The sequence below is a fragment of the Aquabacterium sp. genome, assembly GCF_029946005.1.
Lineage (GTDB): Bacteria > Pseudomonadota > Gammaproteobacteria > Burkholderiales > Burkholderiaceae_C > Aquabacterium.
Genome location: NZ_JAQSDR010000035.1, coordinates 1 through 17,959, shown reverse-complemented (window position 1 = coordinate 17,959; position 17,959 = coordinate 1). Strand labels below are relative to the sequence as shown.

At 60.3% G+C, this 17,959-nt stretch carries 15 protein-coding genes, 1 tRNA gene and 1 pseudogene; 3 read left to right on the top strand and 14 right to left on the bottom strand.

Annotation, left to right across the window (positions count from 1 at the left end; all coding sequences use genetic code 11):
• The 4 genes from PSV38_RS16930 to rpsL all read right to left on the bottom strand — a co-directional run.
• A partial coding sequence (locus PSV38_RS16930) for a GTP-binding protein (RefSeq protein WP_300549472.1) occupies positions 1 to 161 on the bottom strand: 161 nt, incomplete at its 3' end.
• Between the two features lie 118 nt (positions 162 to 279).
• Positions 280 to 2,382 (bottom strand): elongation factor G, encoded by a 2,103-nt coding sequence (fusA, locus tag PSV38_RS16925; RefSeq protein ID WP_300549471.1) that lies wholly within the window; start codon positions 2,380 to 2,382, stop codon positions 280 to 282.
• Positions 2,383 to 2,450: 68 nt separating this feature from the next.
• Complete coding sequence (rpsG, locus tag PSV38_RS16920; RefSeq protein ID WP_300549469.1) at positions 2,451 to 2,921, bottom strand: 30S ribosomal protein S7; 471 nt, start codon at positions 2,919 to 2,921, stop codon at positions 2,451 to 2,453.
• 129 nt (positions 2,922 to 3,050) lie between these two features.
• Positions 3,051 to 3,431 carry a 30S ribosomal protein S12 gene (rpsL, locus tag PSV38_RS16915; protein ID WP_230182817.1) on the bottom strand — a complete coding sequence of 127 codons (381 nt, stop codon included), beginning with the start codon at positions 3,429 to 3,431 and terminating at the stop codon, positions 3,051 to 3,053.
• A gap of 285 nt (positions 3,432 to 3,716) precedes the next feature.
• Between rpsL and PSV38_RS16910 the strand changes: the two genes are divergently transcribed.
• From PSV38_RS16910 to PSV38_RS16900, 3 genes are all read left to right on the top strand, one after another.
• Entirely contained in the window at positions 3,717 to 4,361 is a 645-nt protein-coding gene (locus PSV38_RS16910) for a PEP-CTERM sorting domain-containing protein (protein WP_300549467.1), read from the top strand.
• Positions 4,362 to 4,466: 105 nt separating this feature from the next.
• A complete protein-coding gene (locus PSV38_RS16905; RefSeq protein ID WP_300549465.1) occupies positions 4,467 to 4,745 on the top strand; it encodes a hypothetical protein in 279 nt (92 codons plus the stop codon).
• Positions 4,745 to 5,161, top strand: coding sequence for an HIT domain-containing protein (locus PSV38_RS16900; protein ID WP_300549463.1), 417 nt, complete (start codon positions 4,745 to 4,747; stop codon positions 5,159 to 5,161). Before PSV38_RS16905 ends, PSV38_RS16900 begins: the two co-directional genes overlap by 1 nt.
• A gap of 108 nt (positions 5,162 to 5,269) precedes the next feature.
• Here the strand turns inward: PSV38_RS16900 and rpoC are convergent, their stop codons facing one another.
• The 10 genes and pseudogenes from rpoC to PSV38_RS16850 form a co-directional block, all read right to left on the bottom strand.
• Positions 5,270 to 9,514: a DNA-directed RNA polymerase subunit beta' gene (rpoC, locus tag PSV38_RS16895; protein ID WP_300549461.1), complete on the bottom strand. Its 4,245-nt coding sequence runs from the start codon at positions 9,512 to 9,514 to the stop codon at positions 5,270 to 5,272.
• A 20-nt stretch (positions 9,515 to 9,534) separates the two neighbouring features.
• Positions 9,535 to 13,662: a DNA-directed RNA polymerase subunit beta gene (gene rpoB / locus PSV38_RS16890; RefSeq protein WP_300549459.1), complete on the bottom strand. Its 4,128-nt coding sequence runs from the start codon at positions 13,660 to 13,662 to the stop codon at positions 9,535 to 9,537.
• 360 nt (positions 13,663 to 14,022) lie between these two features.
• A complete protein-coding gene (gene rplL, locus PSV38_RS16885) occupies positions 14,023 to 14,397 on the bottom strand; it encodes a 50S ribosomal protein L7/L12 (RefSeq protein ID WP_300549457.1) in 375 nt (124 codons plus the stop codon).
• 51 nt (positions 14,398 to 14,448) lie between these two features.
• Positions 14,449 to 15,036, bottom strand: coding sequence for a 50S ribosomal protein L10 (rplJ, locus tag PSV38_RS16880; protein ID WP_300549456.1), 588 nt, complete (start codon positions 15,034 to 15,036; stop codon positions 14,449 to 14,451).
• A 342-nt stretch (positions 15,037 to 15,378) separates the two neighbouring features.
• Positions 15,379 to 16,080 carry a 50S ribosomal protein L1 gene (gene rplA / locus PSV38_RS16875; protein ID WP_300549454.1) on the bottom strand — a complete coding sequence of 234 codons (702 nt, stop codon included), beginning with the start codon at positions 16,078 to 16,080 and terminating at the stop codon, positions 15,379 to 15,381.
• A gap of 1 nt (position 16,081) precedes the next feature.
• Positions 16,082 to 16,513, bottom strand: a complete 432-nt coding sequence (gene rplK / locus PSV38_RS16870; protein WP_300549453.1) for a 50S ribosomal protein L11 — start codon at positions 16,511 to 16,513, stop codon at positions 16,082 to 16,084.
• Positions 16,514 to 16,689: 176 nt separating this feature from the next.
• Positions 16,690 to 17,259: a transcription termination/antitermination protein NusG gene (nusG, locus tag PSV38_RS16865; RefSeq protein WP_300549451.1), complete on the bottom strand. Its 570-nt coding sequence runs from the start codon at positions 17,257 to 17,259 to the stop codon at positions 16,690 to 16,692.
• 40 nt (positions 17,260 to 17,299) lie between these two features.
• The gene (gene secE, locus PSV38_RS16860; RefSeq protein ID WP_300549448.1) at positions 17,300 to 17,680 is read right to left on the bottom strand and encodes a preprotein translocase subunit SecE; all 381 of its coding nucleotides are present in this window, start codon (positions 17,678 to 17,680) and stop codon (positions 17,300 to 17,302) included.
• A 110-nt stretch (positions 17,681 to 17,790) separates the two neighbouring features.
• Positions 17,791 to 17,866: transfer RNA gene (locus tag PSV38_RS16855), tRNA-Trp, on the bottom strand.
• A 28-nt stretch (positions 17,867 to 17,894) separates the two neighbouring features.
• Positions 17,895 to 17,959: pseudogene (locus PSV38_RS16850) on the bottom strand (elongation factor Tu); the annotation flags it as partial.

Genomic DNA, 17,959 nt, shown 5'->3' with positions numbered 1-17,959 from the left:
GGCGCGGCGTCAATCATGTCGTAGGCCTTGGCCTCGCCACCAAACTTCTTGGCCAGCACGGTCGTGATCGCTGCGGTCAGCGTGGTCTTGCCATGGTCAACGTGACCAATGGTGCCGACGTTGACGTGCGGCTTGGTTCGTTCAAATTTAGCTTTTGCCATTTCAATCTCCTAGAGAGCAAAGAACAGTTGCCCGTGTATGTTTAAGGTCTCCAGCACTGGCCCGCCACGGGCAGCAGGCCAACCACGCCTAGCGTGGTGCCGAAGACCGGCTTTGAATTTACTTACCGCGAGCGGTGATGATCGCGTCCGCGACGTTCTTGGGCGCTTCAGCGTAGTGCTTGAACTCCATGGAGTACGTGGCACGACCCTGAGTGGCCGAACGCAGCGACGTCGAGTAGCCGAACATTTCCGACAAGGGGACTTCGGCCTTGATGACCTTGCCGCCGCCGACCATGTCGTCCATGCCCTGCACCATGCCGCGACGTGAGGACAGATCGCCCATCACGGTACCGGCATAGTCTTCAGGCGTTTCGACTTCAACGGCCATCATGGGCTCGAGGATCACGGGCGAAGCCTTGCGGCAGCCGTCCTTGAAACCCAGCGAAGCGGCCATCTTGAAGGCGTTTTCGTTCGAGTCCACATCGTGGTAGGAACCGAAGGTCAGCGTGACCTTGATGTCAACCACGGGGTAACCGGCCAGCACGCCATTGGTCAGCGAATCAACCACGCCCTTTTCAACGGCGGGGATGAATTCACGAGGCACCACACCGCCCTTGACGGCGTCGACGAACTCGAAGCCCTTGCCGGATTCCTGGGGTTCGACGGTCAACACAACGTGACCGTACTGACCCTTACCACCCGACTGGCGCACGAACTTGCCTTCGACATCGGTGACCTTCTTGCGAATGGTTTCGCGGTAGGCCACTTGCGGCTTGCCGACGTTGGCTTCCACGCCGAATTCGCGCTTCATGCGGTCGACGATGATTTCCAAGTGCAGCTCGCCCATGCCGGCGATGATGGTCTGACCCGTTTCTTCGTCGGTCTTGACGCGGAAGGAAGGATCTTCAGCGGCCAGGCGCGACAGGGCGATGCCCATCTTTTCCTGGTCAGCCTTGGTCTTGGGTTCGACGGCCTGTGCAATGACGGGCTCGGGGAACACCATGCGCTCCAAGGTGATGATGGCATCGGGATCGCACAGGGTTTCGCCCGTGGTCACGTCCTTCAAGCCCACGCAGGCGGCGATGTCGCCGGCCACGATTTCCTTGATTTCTTCACGCTGGTTGGCGTGCATCTGCAGGATCCGGCCGATGCGCTCTTTCTTGCCCTTGATGGGGTTGTAGACCGAATCACCGGAGTTCAGGATGCCCGAGTACACGCGCACGAAGGTCAGCTGACCGACGTAGGGGTCGGTCATCAGTTTGAACGCCAAGGCCGAGAATTTTTCGGTGTCATCAGGCTTGCGGCTGGTGGGCTGCTCGTCATCGTCCAGACCTTCCACAGGGGGAATGTCGATGGGCGAAGGCAAGTAATCGACCACAGCGTCGAGCATGCGTTGCACACCCTTGTTCTTGAACGCGGTACCGCACAGCATCGGCTGGATTTCGCAGTTGATCGTGCGCGTGCGCAGAGCCTGCTTGATCTCTTCCTCGGTCAAGTCGCCTGTTTCCAGGTACTTGTTCATCAGTTCTTCGCTGGCTTCCGCGGCGGCTTCGACCATGCCTTCACGCCATTTTTTGGCGTCGGCTTGCAGGGCTTCAGGGATTTCGCGGTAGTCGAACTTCATGCCTTGCGAGGCTTCATCCCAATAGATGGCCTTCATCTTGAGCAGGTCGACCACGCCTTCGAAGTTTTCTTCGGCGCCGATCGGGATCACCACGGGAATCGGGTTGGCCTTCAGGCGCAGCTTCAGCTGGTCATAGACCTTGAAGAAGTTGGCACCGGTGCGGTCCATCTTGTTGACGAAGGACAGGCGGGGCACGCCGTACTTGTTCGCCTGACGCCACACGGTTTCGGACTGGGGCTGAACGCCGCCCACAGCACAGTAAACCATGCAGGCACCGTCGAGCACGCGCATCGAACGTTCGACTTCAATGGTGAAGTCCACGTGTCCGGGGGTGTCGATGATGTTGATGCGGTGTTCGGGCAGGGACAAGTCCATGCCCTTCCAGAAACAGGTCGTCGCGGCCGACGTGATCGTGATGCCGCGCTCTTGCTCCTGCTCCATCCAGTCCATGGTGGCGGCGCCTTCGTGCACTTCACCAATCTTGTGGTTCACGCCTGTGTAGAACAGGATGCGCTCGGTCGTCGTGGTCTTGCCAGCGTCGATGTGAGCCGAGATACCAATGTTGCGGTAGCGCTCAATCGGGGTCTTGCGGGACATGGTGTGACTCCAAAAATCACGCTGCCTGCAACCAGTGCAGGCAGCTTTTTTGCATTACTGCGGGTGGATCAGAAGCGGAAGTGCGAGAACGCCTTGTTGGCTTCAGCCATGCGGTGGACTTCATCACGCTTCTTCATCGCGCCGCCGCGACCTTCGGAGGCCTCCAGCAGTTCGTTGGCCAGGCGTTGAGCCATGGACTTCTCGGAACGCTTGCGCGACGACTCTTTCAACCAGCGCATGGCGAGGGCCACACGGCGGGAGGGGCGAACTTCAACGGGAACCTGGTAGTTCGCACCACCCACACGGCGAGACTTGACCTCGACCATGGGCTTGATGTTGTTAAGAGCGGTGTTGAAAATTTCCAGCGGATCCTTGCCGGCCTTCTTTTCGACTTGCTCGAGCGCACCGTAGATGATGCGTTCGGCAACAGCCTTCTTGCCCGATTCCATGATCACGTTCATGAACTTGGACAGGTCGATGCTTCCGAATTTGGGATCGGGGAGGATGTCACGCTTGGGTACTTCACGACGACGAGGCATTTCGTTTCCTTTCAATGCTTCAGTTGATGGGGGCTAAGGGCCCACACCGCGGAGCTTGTTCTCAAGACTCCACTTACTCGATGGCTACGGGCACATCGCCCAAACCACCGCCACTTTTCTTCAAAGACTTTATTTGGTCTTCTTGGGGCGCTTGGCACCGTACTTGGAGCGCGATTGCTTGCGGTCTTTCACGCCTTGCAAGTCGAGCGAGCCACGCACGATGTGGTAACGCACACCTGGCAAGTCCTTGACACGACCGCCGCGAACCAGCACGACGCTGTGTTCTTGCAGGTTGTGGCCTTCACCGCCGATGTAGGAGATGACCTCGAAACCGTTGGTCAGGCGCACCTTGGCGACCTTACGCAGAGCGGAGTTAGGCTTCTTAGGCGTGGTGGTGTACACGCGAGTGCACACGCCACGACGCTGCGGGCAATTTTGCATCGCAGGCGATTTGGATTTCGTCACCTCGACCTTGCGGCCATGGCGAACGAGCTGATTGATCGTTGGCATTTTGGTAGGTTCCCGTTGATGAATTCACCTTGCAAACGTTCGTTGACAACGTTTGCAGGCAAGCACAAAACGGCCCTCGCCCAGGCACATCCATGAAAAATGCACCGATGCGAAAGCCGAAAAGCCTTCTATTGTAGGACTGATGCAGGGGTGGTGGCAAGCGGCATCGTCAAATCGGCCCCTCCAGCCATGTTTGTCCGCGTTTCAGCCCCCCATTGCTGTGCTGCGCAAATAACCCGAAAGGGTTACATTGGAAGGAAGTCAATGATCGCAGAAGGAAAAGTCATGTTTGCAAAGTCTCACGCTCTAGGCGCCCTCCTGGCCATCACGGCCCTGGCCCCGCTTTCCGCGCACGCCTTGGCGAACACCTTCCAGTTTTACGGCAACGGCCCCCTGGCGGACACCGTCAGCGTCGCCCCCAACTACGTCTCGGGCAGCCTGGGGGTGACGATGCGGGCTTTCGACACCACTGGCAAGTCGTTGGCACTGGCCATCCGCTTCGACGGCCTCGGCGCCTACGGCGGCGGCCTGGATGCCACCGAAGTCGACAGCCTGCTGGGCGGCCCGGTCGAGTACCTGGAGTTAACGTTCAACAAGGCGGTCAAGCTCAATGCCCTGAGTTTTTCTTCTTGGGAAAACGGTCTGTTCGGCCCGCTCGACCAGGCCACGCTGTCCTGGGGCAATCAGTCACTTGCCCTGGGTACCAACAACGATCATGGCCTGCTGGTCAAAACCTTCTCTTGGTCGGAGGCCACTGCGCCTGCGGGCACGGTGTTCAAGATCACCAGCGTCGGGAGTCTGTCGGCCTTTCGGCTGGCGGGCATTGGCGCCACCGCCGCCGTGCCCGAACCCACCACCTTGGTGTTGATGGGGTTGGGCCTGGCCGGCGTCGCTTTCACGGCACGCCACGCCAAACGCGCCACCGTCTGAGCCCCCCGCATCCGGCCAGACCGGAATGCACGCCACAAGGCATGTTGAAATCCACACGATGCTGGCAGACGAGAGACAATCTCGGCTCAACATGGAGTGACGACGATGATCGTGCGGATTGAAATTGACCAATATGAGCCAGGCACGTACGAGTACCGGGTGACGGACCATGGCGAGGCCTTGTTCGGCGATGCTGGACTGAGTTCGGTGGTCGAGACCATCGTGTCGGCCGTGGAGGGGTTGGCGCCCAGCGTTGTGGGGGTCGAGATCTGGTATCGGGGCATCGTGTCCGGCACCTACCCCTTGAGCGTGGTGGCCATGAGCTCGGACCAGATCGCAGAACACGCGGTCAACACGGCGGCCGCCATTGAGGAGGTGATGTGATGGCCTACGACACCCAGAACATTTTCGCGAAGATCCTGCGCAGCGAGATTCCGTGCATCAAGCTGTACGAGGACGAGCATACGCTGGCCTTCATGGACATCATGCCGCAGGCCGATGGCCACGCGCTGGTCATCCCCAAGGAGGGCGCGGAGACCTTGCTGGAGTTGTCGGACGAGGCCGCGTCGGCCTGCATCCGGACCACCAAGAAGGTGGCGGCGGCGGTGAAGAAGGCGATGGCCGCCCCCGGCATCGTGGTGTTCCAGTTGAATGGTCCTGCCGCTGGCCAGACAGTGCCGCACTATCACGTGCACGTGCTGCCCAGTTCGCTGGGTGCACTGGGCAAAGGCCATGCATCGACGATGGAAGACCCGGCCAAGCTGCAGGCCATCGCCGAGAAAATCAAGGCCGCTTTCTAGATCATCAACCGAACCGAACGGCCATGAAAAAAGCGCCAGGGCTTTGACCCCCTGGCGCTTTTGCTCAGATTGACGCTGAGAGCCGTTGCCGGCTTGGTCGTCCGATGATCACTCGGCTGGCGTGACTGGCTCGTCGCCACCTTCGGCCGTGGTGCTTTCTTCCAGCGCTTCCAATTCCATGGCAGCGCGCTCTTGCGCTTCCTGCATGGAGATGGCGCGGCGTTCGGAGTCGTCCATCTCTTCCTTGGCCTTGCGGGCCTGGTGGAAGGCCATGCCGGTACCGGCAGGGATCAGGCGACCCACGATGACGTTTTCCTTCAAACCACGCAACTCGTCGCGCTTGCCCATGATGGCAGCCTCGGTGAGCACGCGGGTCGTTTCCTGGAAGGAAGCGGCCGAGATGAAGGAGTCGGTCGACAGCGAGGCCTTGGTGATACCCAGCAGCACGTCGTTGTAGGTGACGACGGTCTTGTCTTCCGAACGCAGGCGGTCGTTGGTGTCCAGCAGTTCCGAACGCTCGACTTGTTCGCCGGGAATGTAGGTCGAATCGCCGGAGTTGACGATCTGAATACGACGCAGCATCTGGCGAACGATCACCTGGATGTGCTTGTCGTTGATCTTCACGCCTTGCAAACGGTAGACGTCCTGCACTTCGTCGACGATGTAGCGGGCCAACTCTTCGATGCCCAGCAGGCGCAAGATGTCTTGCGGGTCTGCGGGACCGTCGACGATGGACTCGCCCTTGTTGACCACTTGGCCTTCATGCACCAGGATGTTCTTTTCCTTGAGCACGAGTTCTTCGTGGATGCCACCATCGGGATCGGTGATTTGCAGGCGAACCTTGCCTTTGGTCTCCTTGCCGAAGGACACCGTGCCGGTGATTTCAGCCAGGGTGCCCTTGTCCTTGGGTGTGCGGGCTTCGAACAACTCGGCCACACGCGGCAGACCGCCGGTGATGTCACGGGTTTTCTGGCCTTCAACCGGGATGCGGGCGAGCACTTCACCAGGGTACAGGTCTTGGCCGTCGCGGATCTGGATCAGCGAACCAACCTGGAAGCCGATCGTCACAGCGTGGTCGGTGCCAGGGATCTTGACTTCCTGACCCAGCGAGTCAAGCAGCTTGACCTGAGGACGGATGACCTTGGCAGCGCCGCGGCGCTTGGGGTCGATCACGACCAGGGTTGACAAGCCGGTGACTTCGTCCAGTTGCTTGGCCACGGTCACGCCTTCTTCGACGTTCTCGAAGCGGGCCTTACCAGCGAACTCGGTGATGATCGGGCGGGTCAGCGGGTCCCAGGTGGCCAGGATCAGGCCGACCTTGACTTGCTGGTCAGCCTTGATGCTCAGCAGGGCGCCATACGGCACCTTGTGGCGTTCACGCTCGCGGCCGTGCTGGTCGGAGATGACGATTTCGCCAGAGCGCGAAATCACCACCAGTTCGCCCTTGCCATTGGTCACGTAGCGCATCGTGGCATTGAAGCCGATGATGCCGTCGGACTTGGCGTCCACGCTGGAAGCCACCGCAGCGCGCGATGCGGCACCACCGATGTGGAAGGTCCGCATGGTCAGCTGCGTGCCGGGTTCACCGATGGATTGGGCGGCGATCACGCCAACCGCTTCACCGGTGTTCACCAGACCGCCACGGCCCAGGTCGCGGCCGTAGCACTTGGCGCACAAGCCGAAGCGTGTGGCACAGGTCAGCGGGGTGCGAACCTTGACTTCGTCGACGCCAGCGGCTTCGAGCACCTCCATGACGTCTTCGTCCAGCATGGTGCCAGCAGGGAAGAGCAGGAGCTGGTTTTCAGGGTGCAGGATTTCGGTGGCATTGACCCGACCCAAGATGCGGTCGCGCAATGATTCGATGACTTCACCACCTTCAACCAGCGCACGCGTGTTGATGCCTTGATCGGTGCCGCAATCGACATTGGTCACGACCAAGTCTTGCGTCACATCGACAAGGCGGCGTGTCAGGTAACCCGAGTTCGCGGTCTTCAAGGCCGTGTCAGCCAGGCCCTTACGCGCACCGTGGGTGGAGATGAAGTACTGCAACACATTGAGGCCTTCACGGAAGTTCGCCGTGATGGGGGTTTCAATGATCGAGCCGTCAGGTTTGGCCATCAGACCCCGCATGCCGGACAACTGGCGGATCTGCGCGGCGGAACCGCGAGCACCCGAGTCGGCCATCATGTAGATGGAGTTGAAGGATTCCTGGTCGACTTCCTTGCCGTGGCGGTCCAGCACCTTTTGCTTGGACAGCTGGGCCATCATGACCTTGCCGACTTCGTCGCCGGTCTTGCCCCAGATGTCCACGACCTTGTTGTAGCGCTCGCCAGACGTCACCAGACCCGACACATATTGCTGCTGGATCTCTTTGACTTCCTTCTCGGCGCGCTCGATCAAAGCGGGCTTTTCCTTGGGCACCAGCATGTCGTCGATGGCGATCGAGATACCAGCGCGCGTGGCCAGACGGAAGCCGTTTTGCAACAGCTTGTCGGCGAACACGACGGTTTCTTTCAGGCCGCAACGGCGGAACGAGGTGCTGATCAGGCGAGAAATTTCTTTCTTCTTCAGCGCCTTGTTGATGTTGCTGAAAGGCAGGCCCTTGGGCAGGATTTCAGACAACAAGGCACGACCGACGGTCGTGTCCACCAGCTTGGTCTCGGGCGTGAATTCGCCAGTGTCCTTGTCCTTGACCCACTCGGTCAGGCGCACCGCGATCTTGGCGGTGATCTCGACCACATGGTTGTCCAGCGCGCGCTGCACTTCAATGATGTCGGAGAAGACCAAGCCTTCGCCCTTGCCATTGATGCGCTCGCGGGTGGCGTAGTACAGGCCCAGCACCACGTCTTGCGACGGGACGATGGAGGGCTCGCCGTTGGCCGGGAACAGGATGTTGTTCGAAGCCAGCATCAGCGTGCGGGCTTCCATCTGTGCTTCAATCGACAGCGGGACGTGGACGGCCATCTGGTCACCGTCGAAGTCGGCGTTGAAGGCCGCGCAAACGAGTGGGTGCAGTTGGATGGCCTTGCCTTCGATCAGCACGGGCTCAAAAGCCTGGATGCCCAAACGGTGCAGCGTAGGCGCACGGTTCAGCATGATCGGGTGCTCTTTGATCACCTCTTCCAGGATGTCCCAAACCACGGGCGTGCCGGATTCGACTTCCTTCTTGGCCGCCTTGATGGTCGTGGCGATGCCCATGGCTTCCAGGCGCGAGAAGATGAAAGGCTTGAACAGTTCAAGCGCCATCAGCTTCGGCAGACCGCACTGATGCAGCTTCAGGGTGGGGCCCACGGTGATGACGGAACGACCGGAATAGTCGACGCGCTTGCCCAGCAGATTCTGGCGGAAGCGACCCGACTTGCCCTTGATCATGTCGGCCAGCGACTTCAGGGCACGCTTGTTGGCGCCCGTCATGGCCTTGCCGCGACGGCCGTTGTCCAGCAGCGAATCGACCGACTCTTGCAACATGCGCTTTTCGTTGCGCACGATGATTTCCGGGGCCTTCAACTCCAACAGACGCGCCAGGCGATTGTTGCGGTTGATGACGCGGCGGTACAGGTCGTTCAAGTCAGACGTGGCGAAACGGCCGCCGTCCAGCGGCACCAGCGGACGCAGGTCCGGTGGCAGCACGGGCAGCACTTCCAGCACCATCCAGTTGGGCTTGATGCCCGACTTCTTGAAGGCTTCCATGACCTTCAGGCGCTTGGAGTTCTTCTTGATCTTCAGCTCGGAACCGGTCTGGTCGTTGCGGATCTTTTCGATCTCGACGTCCAGGTCCATCTCGGCCAAGAGCTTCTGGATGCCTTCGGCGCCCATCAGCGCGATGAACTCGTCACCGTACTCGATGCGCTTGGCGTCGTAGTCGTCCTCGGACATGATGCCGAATTTCTTCAGCGGGGTCATGCCGGGGTCCACGATCACGTAGGCCTCGAAGTACAGCACGCGTTCGATGTCGCGCAGGGTCATGTCCAGGACCAAGCCCAGACGCGACGGCAGCGACTTCAGGAACCAGATGTGCGCGCAGGGCGCCGCCAGGTCGATGTGACCCATGCGGTCACGGCGAACCTTGGTCTGCGTGACTTCAACGCCGCACTTCTCGCAGATGACACCACGGTGCTTCAGGCGCTTGTACTTGCCGCACAGGCACTCGTAGTCCTTGATGGGGCCAAAGATCTTGGCGCAGAACAGGCCATCACGCTCGGGCTTGAAAGTCCGGTAGTTGATGGTTTCGGGCTTCTTGACTTCACCGAAGGACCAGCTGCGGATCTTCTCCGGCGAGGCGAGTCCAATCCGGATGGCATCGAAATGCTCATCGGGGGTGAATTGCTTGAAGAGGTCGAGTAAACCTTTCATGGTCTTCTATTCCTTTTCGTTCAGTTGCGTTCAAGTTCAATGTCGATGCCCAAGGAACGGATTTCCTTGACAAGAACGTTGAACGACTCAGGCATGCCGGCTTCGATCGCGTGCTCGCCCTTGACGATGTTTTCGTACACCTTGGTACGGCCATTCACGTCATCGGACTTCACGGTGAGCATTTCCTGCAGGACGTAGGAGGCGCCATACGCTTCCAGGGCCCACACTTCCATTTCACCGAAGCGCTGACCACCGAACTGCGCCTTGCCACCCAGCGGCTGCTGCGTGACGAGCGAGTAAGGACCGGTTGAGCGGGCGTGCATCTTGTCATCGACCAGATGGTGCAGCTTGAGCACGTGCATGTAGCCGATCGTGGTGGCGCGCTCGAAAGCTTCGCCAGTGCGGCCGTCATACAGTTGCGCTTGCGTGCGGGTCGGTGTCAGGCCCTTGGCCTTGGCGATGTCGGCCGGGTAGGCCAACTGCAGCATGCCTCGGATCTCTTCTTCCTTGGCACCGTCGAACACCGGCGTGGCGAACGGAACACCCTTGACCAGGTTGCCCGCCATCTCGCGCACTTCGTCATCCGACAGTTGCGTCAGGTCTTCGGTCTTGCCGCCCGACTGGTTGTACAGCTCGTCAAGGAACTTGCGCAGCTCGGTGGCCGCGACTTCCTTCTGGAGCATGTCGCCGATGCGTTGGCCAATGCCCTTGCCGGCCCAGCCCAAGTGCACTTCCAGCACCTGGCCCACGTTCATCCGCGAAGGCACGCCCAGGGGGTTCAGGCAGACGTCGCACGGAGTGCCGTCGGCCATGTAAGGCATGTCTTCGACGGGCAGGATGCGGGAGACCACACCCTTGTTGCCGTGGCGGCCGGCCATCTTGTCACCAGGCTGCAAGCGACGCTTGACGGCCAGGTGAACCTTGACCATCTTGAGCACGCCCGCGGGCAACTCGTCGCCTTGGGTCAACTTCTTGCGCTTTTCTTCAAAGTGCAGGTCGAAGCTGTGACGGGTTTGTTCCAGCGAGTTCTTGATCGATTCCAGCTGATTGGCGATGTCGCCATCTTCCGGACGGATGTCGAACCAGTGGAACTTCTCGACGGTGGCCAGGTAGGCCTCGTCGATCGCCGTGCCCTTGGCCAGCTTATTCGGGCCGCCATTGGCCGCCTTGCCGATCAACAACTTCTTGATCCGGTCAAAGGCGTCGGCTTCCACGATGCGCAGTTGGTCGTTCAGGTCCAGGCGGAAACGCTTCAGTTCATCGTCGATGATCTGTTGCGCGCGCTTGTCGCGAACGATGCCTTCACGGGTGAAGACCTGCACGTCGATGACGGTGCCGCTCGTGCCTTGATCGACACGCAGCGAGGTGTCCTTCACGTCGGACGCCTTTTCGCCGAAGATGGCGCGGAGCAGCTTTTCTTCAGGCGTCAGCGTGGTCTCGCCCTTGGGCGTGACCTTGCCGACCAGCACGTCGCCGGGGCCGACTTCGGCGCCCACGTAGACGATGCCCGATTCATCCAGACGAGCCAGCTGGTTCTCGGACAGGTTCGGGATGTCGCGCGTGATTTCTTCGGAACCCAGCTTGGTGTCGCGGGCCATCACCACCAGTTCCTCGATGTGGATCGAGGTGTAGCGGTCTTCGGCGACCACGCGTTCGGAGATCAGGATCGAATCTTCGAAGTTGTAGCCGTTCCAGGGCATGAACGCGACCAGCATGTTCTGGCCCAGGGCCAGCTCGCCGATGTCGGTGGAAGCACCGTCAGCGATGATGTCCTCAGACGCCACCTTGTCACCACGCTTGACGATGGGACGCTGGTGGATGCTGGTGTTCTGGTTGGAACGCTGGTACTTGATCAGGTTGTAGATGTCGACGCCGACTTCGCCAGCCACGGTCTCGTTGTCGTTCACGCGGATCACGATGCGGTTCGTGTCCACGTAATCGACCACACCACCACGGCGAGCCGCCACGACGGTGCCCGAGTCCTTGGCGGCCACGCGCTCGACGCCCGTGCCGACCAAGGCCTTTTCAGGGCGCAGCACTGGCACAGCTTGACGCTGCATGTTGGCGCCCATCAGCGCGCGGTTCGCATCGTCGTGCTCCAGGAAGGGCACGAGCGAGGCAGCCACCGACACGATCTGCGTGGGGGCCACGTCCATGTACTGGATGCGTTCGGGCGAGGTCAACACGGATTCACCGTGTTCACGTGCCGACACCAGCTCGTCGGTCAGGCGGCCATCGGCACCCAGCGAGGCATTGGCCTGGGCGATGATGTACTTGCCTTCTTCGATGGCCGACAGGTAATCGATCTGCATCGTCACCTTGCTGTCGATCACGCGGCGATAAGGCGTTTCCAGGAAGCCGTAGTCGTTCAACTGCGCATACAAAGCCAGCGAGTTGATCAGACCGATGTTCGGGCCTTCAGGGGTTTCGATCGGGCACACACGGCCATAGTGGGTCGGGTGCACGTCGCGCACTTCGAAGCCGGCGCGTTCGCGGGTCAGACCGCCCGGGCCCAGGGCGGAAACGCGACGCTTGTGCGTGATTTCCGACAGGGGGTTGGTCTGGTCCATGAACTGCGACAGCTGCGACGCACCGAAGAATTCCTTCAGCGCGGCAGAGATCGGCTTGGAGTTGATCAGGTCGTGCGGCATCAGGGCTTCAGTTTCAGCCTGACCCAGACGTTCCTTCACTGCCTTTTCAATCCGTGCCAAGCCCGAGCGGTACTGGTTTTCGGCCAGTTCGCCCACGCAGCGCACGCGGCGGTTGCCCAAGTGGTCGATGTCATCGACTTCGCCGCGGCCATTGCGCAACTCGACCAGGATCTTCACGACCGACAGGATGTCGTCGTTGGACAAGGTCATCGCGCCTTCGGAGCCTTCACGGCCGATGCGGGCGTTGAACTTCATGCGGCCCACGCGCGACAGGTCGTACGTGTCAGCGCTGTAGAACAGGCGCTGGAACAAGGCCTGCACGGCGTCTTCGGTGGGCGGCTCGCCGGGGCGCATCATACGGTAGATGGCGACACGGGCGGCCAGTTCATCGGCTGTTTCGTCGGTGGCCAACGTCTGGCTGATGTAAGCGCCCTGGTCCAGTTCATTGGTGAACAGGCAGTCGATTTCCTTGATGCCGGCGGTGCGCAGCTTCTTGAGCAGCAGCTCGGTCAGTTCTTCATTGGCCTTGGCAAGGATTTCGCCAGTGTCCGGGTCGATCTGGTTCTTGGCCAGCACGCGGCCCAGCAGGTAGTCCTCGGGCACGGTGATGTGCGTGGTGCCCGATTGCTCCAGAGCGCGGGTGTGACGCGCGGTGATGCGCTTGTCTTTTTCGACCGCGACATTGCCCGACTTGTCGGTGATGTCGAAGCGGGCGACTTCGCCCTTCAGGCGCTCAGGCACGTAGGCCATTTGCGCACCGGCGTCCATGAGCTTGAACTGGTCGTTCTGGAAGAACGTGGCCAGGATCTTCTCGTTGCTCATGCCGATGGCCTTGAGCAAGGTCGTCACGGGCATCTTGCGACGGCGGTCAACGCGGAAGTACAGCAGGTCCTTGGGGTCGAACTCGTAGTCGAGCCAGGAGCCGCGGTAAGGGATGATCCGCGCGCTGAACAGCAGCTTGCCGGACGAGTGCGTCTTGCCCTTGTCGTGCTCGAAGAACACGCCAGGCGAACGGTGCAACTGAGACACGATGACGCGCTCGGTGCCGTTGATGATGAAGGAGCCGTAGTCGGTCATCAGGGGCACTTCGCCCATGTAGACCTCTTGCTCCTTGACTTCCTTGACCACCTTGGACTGGGACGTGGACGTCTCACGGTCATAGATGATCATCTGCAGCTTCGCGCGCACGGCGGCCGCGAAGGTCAAGCCCCGTTGCTGGCACTCGCGGACGTCGAACGTCGGCTTGGCGATGTTGAATTCGATGAATTTCATCTCCACGAAACCATTGTGCGAAACAATGGGGAACGCGGACAAGAAAGCGGCTTGCAAACCTTCGGGTTTGCGCTTTTGCGGTGGAACGTCTTTTTGTAAGAACGCCACGTATGAATCCTTCTGCATGGTCAGCAGATAAGGAACGTTCAATACGCTGCCGCGTTTGCCGAAGCTCTTGCGAACTCGCTTACGCTCTGTGTAGCTATAGGGGGTTGCTTGCGCCATAAACTCTCCGTTTCGGGCCCCTTCAGGGTGCCCGGTGCGAATCAAAGCCGCGCCCGGCCAAGGCATGGCTTATCGTTCGGCGACTGGCCAGTCGGACATTGCATCCGAGGCTTGGTGGTTGGCCACTACCAACCGCTGGCAGACAACCAGGGCATTTTGCGATCATCACGGCTTGTGCAATGATGATGTGACACCCCGGCTCGACCAAACCGGTTCTCTGCAGTCGGTTCAGAGAACACTCGAAAAAGCCTTCCAGTCTAACGCAGAAGGCCCTTTCGGGTGCCCTCAAGGGCAGATACCCTTGAAGCGAGAAAGGCTGGCGGCCTTTGGGGGCCACCAGCCTGCCTGCGAAACCAAGAATTACTTGACTTCGGCCTTGGCGCCAGCTTCCACCAGCTTCTTGACAGCGGCTTCGGCATCGGCCTTTGGCACAGCTTCCTTGACGTTCTTGGGAGCGCCGTCGACCAAGTCCTTGGCTTCCTTCAGGCCCAAGCCCGTCAGTTCGCGCACGGCCTTGATGGTGCCGACCTTGTTGGCGCCAGCTTCGAGCAGAACGACGTTGAATTCGGTCTTCTCTTCAACGGCAGCTGCAGCAGCGCCGCCGCCGCCAGCAGGAGCAGCCATGGCCGCTGCGGACACGCCAAACTTCTCTTCGATGGCCTTGACCAGGTCGTTGAGTTCCATGACAGACATGCTGTCCAGGGCGGTGATGAATGCGTCTTTATCGAAAGCCATTTTGGGTTCCTAAAATCGGTTGAATGTGTTGAATACGGTTTGAGCGAGCGATCAGGCGGCAGGTGCGGCATCGGCAGCGGGTGCTGCTTCAACTGCAGGTGCGGCTTCGGCCACGGCTTCGACTGCTGCAGGTTCTTCAGCAGCAGGTGCGCCAGCGCCCTTTTGATCGGCCACAGCGGCCAGCACGCGTGCGAAACGCGAGACGGGCGATTGCAGCAAGCCACAAATTTGGGCCAGCAAGACTTCCTTGGTCGGGATCGCGGCCAGGGCTTTCACGGCGTTGGCGTCGAGCGCCTTGCCTGCGTATGCACCAGCCTTGATCACCAACTTGTCGTTGGTCTTGGCAAAGTCAGCGATGACTTTGGCAGCTGCCACGGCATCTTCAGAGAAGCCATAGATCAGCGGGCCGCTCATGCTCTCAGCAAGCACCTCGAAGGACGTGCCGGCAACAGCGCGGCGAGCCAGGGTGTTCTTCAGCACGTGAAGATACACACCTTGCGCGCGCGCGGTCTTGCGCAGCGTGTCCAACTGGGCCACTGTGAGTCCGCGGTACTCAGCCAGTGCCAGGGTCTGTGCTTTGGCCGCTTGGGCTTGCACTTCCGAGACAACGGCTGCTTTTTCGTTGCGATTGAGACTCAAGGTCCACTCCTTAAAACATGCCCACGCGAGGCTTTGGCCACAGGGCCGAACCCCACCCGGGCACACCCGGTTTCAGCGACCTTCCGTCTCAGGAACCCTCAACCGCCATGGCTGGCGGCAAAAATCCGTTAACGGCGGGTACGCCATCTGCGTAGGCTGGCTTTTTAAGCCTTGCTCGCGGTACTGCTGCGAACTTGGCGCCTACGGTCTTTGATAGCCTGCGCACCTTCGGGGTCAAACCCCTGGGGCGCACAGCCCACCAATTCTTTTCAAACGTCCGCGCCAGACACGCGCGGGGCTTGGCCGACCGACCACCGAAGCAGTCGGTCAACGGTGTTTGGATCAGCCAGCGTTGTTGATAGAACCAACGTCAACGCGCACGCCCACGCCCATGGTGGACGAGACAGCGACCTTGCGCAGGTAGACACCCTTGCTCGAGGCCGGCTTGGCCTTGGTCAGTGCGTCCAGCAAAGCGGCCAGGTTGCCCTTGAGCTTGTCGGAGTCAAACGAACGACGGCCGATGGTGCCGTGCACGATGCCGGCTTTGTCGACGCGGAATTGCACTTGACCAGCCTTGGCGTTGCGCACGGCTTGAGCCACGTCAGGGGTGACGGTGCCAACCTTGGGGTTGGGCATCAGGCCACGGGGGCCCAGGATGGTACCCAGGGTACCGACGATGCGCATCGTGTCCGGCGAGGCAATGACCACGTCAAAGTTGATGACGCCGCCCTTGATCTGCTCGGCCAGGTCTTCCATGCCGACGATGTCTGCACCAGCGGCACGGGCTTCTTCAGCCTTGGCACCTTGGGCGAACACGGCCACGCGCTTGGTCTTGCCGGTGCCGTTGGGCAGCACGACGGCGCCACGCACGACTTGGTCCGACTTCTTGGCGTCCACGCCCAGTTGCACGGCCACGTCGATGGATTCATCGAACTTGGCAACCGCGGTTTCCTTCAGGATGACCAGGGCATCGTCGATGGCGTACAGCTTGTTGCTGTCGACCTTACCGACGTAGGTCTTTTCACGTTTGGTCAGCTTAGCCATGTTATGCACCTTCCACGAGCACGCCCATCGAGCGGGCAGAACCAGCGATCGTCCGAACCGCGGCGTCCAGATCGGCAGCGGTCAAGTCTTTTTGCTTGGTCTTGGCGATTTCTTCGATCTGAGCACGGGTCAGCTTGCCGACTTTGTCGACTTGCGGACGGGCCGAACCCTTTTCGAGCTTCAAGGCCTTCTTGATCAAGACCGTCGCGGGCGGGGTCTTGAGGATGAAGGTGAAGGACTTGTCCGCGAACGCCGTGATCACGACGGGCAGCATCAAGCCGGGTTCCATCGCGGAAGTCTGGGCGTTGAACGCCTTGCAGAATTCCATGATGTTCAGGCCGCGCTGACCCAGCGCGGGACCGATTGGAGGCGAAGGGTTTGCCTTGCCTGCCGGGATTTGCAGCTTGATGAAGCCGATAATCTTCTTGGCCATAACTTTCTCCTAGAACCGCCTGACGGCCACGTCAGTTCGGTTGAGTCAAACGCCAGGCTTGTTCAACATGAACTCCTGGCTCCTCTTGACGCGGTCTCGTTTGCGTCTGGGTACGGGACATGTTCGGCGGGCCTTGCGACCTGCCACCCCATGCCCGGGGTTTGATCAGTTCAGGATCAGATCTTCTCGACCTGGTCAAAGTCCAGCTCGACCGGGGTGGCACGACCGAAGATCGTGACCGACACGCGCAGCTTGGACTTTTCGTAGTTGACGTCTTCGATGGCACCGTTGAAGTCCGTGAATGGGCCTTCCTTGACGCGAACGACTTCGCCCACTTCCCACTCGACCTTCGGCCGGGGTTTTTCAATGCCTTCTTGCATCTGGTTGACGATCTTCATGACCTCGTCTTCCGAGATGGGGACCGGGCGGTTCTTGGCGCCGCCCACGAAACCGGTCACCTTGGAGGTGTTCTTGACCAGGTGCCAGGAGTCGTCGCTCATCAGCATCTCGACCAGCACGTAGCCCGGGAAGAAGCGGCGCTCGGTGACGGTTTTCTTGCCGTTCTTGACTTCAACGACTTCCTCGGTGGGCACCAGGATGCGGCCGAAGGAAGTTTGCATGCCGGCGCGGTCAATGCGTTCACGCAGATTGCGCTCGACAGCCTTTTCCATGCCGGAATAGGCGTGCACCACGTACCAACGCAGCGCGGGGGCGGCGGTGGCGGGGCTGGTTTGAACGTCGCTCATGGGTGTCAACCTTGTAAGTTTTGTGCGGGCCGTGCTGTGTTCAGCGCCAGCCCAGGATCAGACTGAAGATCACCCATTCCAGAGCCTTGTCGGTCAGCCACAGGAACAAAGCCATGACCACCACGAAGGCGAAGACGTACAAGGTCATCTGCGTGGCTTCTGGACGCGTCGGCCAGACCACCTTGCGCATTTCCTTGATGGCATCCTGGCCAAAGGCGGTCAGTTCGCGGCCTTGGGCGGAGGTGAAAAACGCCCCCACCGCCGCAGCCAGCAAGACCAGCAAAACGATCACGCGCAGCCAGAGGTCTTGCTTACCCAACAGGTAAAACGCGGCCACGCCGCCCACGACCAGCAGGCCGGCGGCGGCCAGCTTGGCCTTGTCGGCGCTGGTGGAGACGGTTTCGATTTGTGAGGTGGCCATTTGCGTTGATGTTTGAGGCGGCAAAGCCCGCGGGCTTCCAGGTCTTCACGACCTTCGCCTGCGGGCTGCTGGGAAATGCGTTTTTCGGTTTTGCCGGATCGGTCAGTAGGTGGCAGGGGCAGTAGGAATCGAACCTACAACCTTCGGTTTTGGAGACCGACGCTCTGCCAATTGAGCTATACCCCTAAAGACGAACCAGACAGTTTACTTCAAGTTAGGCAAGAATCTTGGCAACGACGCCGGCGCCGACGGTGCGACCGCCTTCACGGATGGCGAAAC

Coding starts and splice junctions, on each gene's coding strand:
- fusA (WP_300549471.1), bottom strand. CDS start 2,382: ATGTCCCGCAAGACCCCGATTGAGCGCTACCGCAACATTGGTATCTCG.
- rpsG (WP_300549469.1), bottom strand. CDS start 2,921: ATGCCTCGTCGTCGTGAAGTACCCAAGCGTGACATCCTCCCCGATCCC.
- rpsL (WP_230182817.1), bottom strand. CDS start 3,431: ATGCCAACGATCAATCAGCTCGTTCGCCATGGCCGCAAGGTCGAGGTG.
- PSV38_RS16910 (WP_300549467.1), top strand. CDS start 3,717: ATGTTTGCAAAGTCTCACGCTCTAGGCGCCCTCCTGGCCATCACGGCC.
- PSV38_RS16905 (WP_300549465.1), top strand. CDS start 4,467: ATGATCGTGCGGATTGAAATTGACCAATATGAGCCAGGCACGTACGAG.
- PSV38_RS16900 (WP_300549463.1), top strand. CDS start 4,745: ATGGCCTACGACACCCAGAACATTTTCGCGAAGATCCTGCGCAGCGAG.
- rpoC (WP_300549461.1), bottom strand. CDS start 9,514: ATGAAAGGTTTACTCGACCTCTTCAAGCAATTCACCCCCGATGAGCAT.
- rpoB (WP_300549459.1), bottom strand. CDS start 13,662: ATGGCGCAAGCAACCCCCTATAGCTACACAGAGCGTAAGCGAGTTCGC.
- rplL (WP_300549457.1), bottom strand. CDS start 14,397: ATGGCTTTCGATAAAGACGCATTCATCACCGCCCTGGACAGCATGTCT.
- rplA (WP_300549454.1), bottom strand. CDS start 16,080: ATGGCTAAGCTGACCAAACGTGAAAAGACCTACGTCGGTAAGGTCGAC.
- rplK (WP_300549453.1), bottom strand. CDS start 16,513: ATGGCCAAGAAGATTATCGGCTTCATCAAGCTGCAAATCCCGGCAGGC.
- nusG (WP_300549451.1), bottom strand. CDS start 17,259: ATGAGCGACGTTCAAACCAGCCCCGCCACCGCCGCCCCCGCGCTGCGT.
- secE (WP_300549448.1), bottom strand. CDS start 17,680: ATGGCCACCTCACAAATCGAAACCGTCTCCACCAGCGCCGACAAGGCC.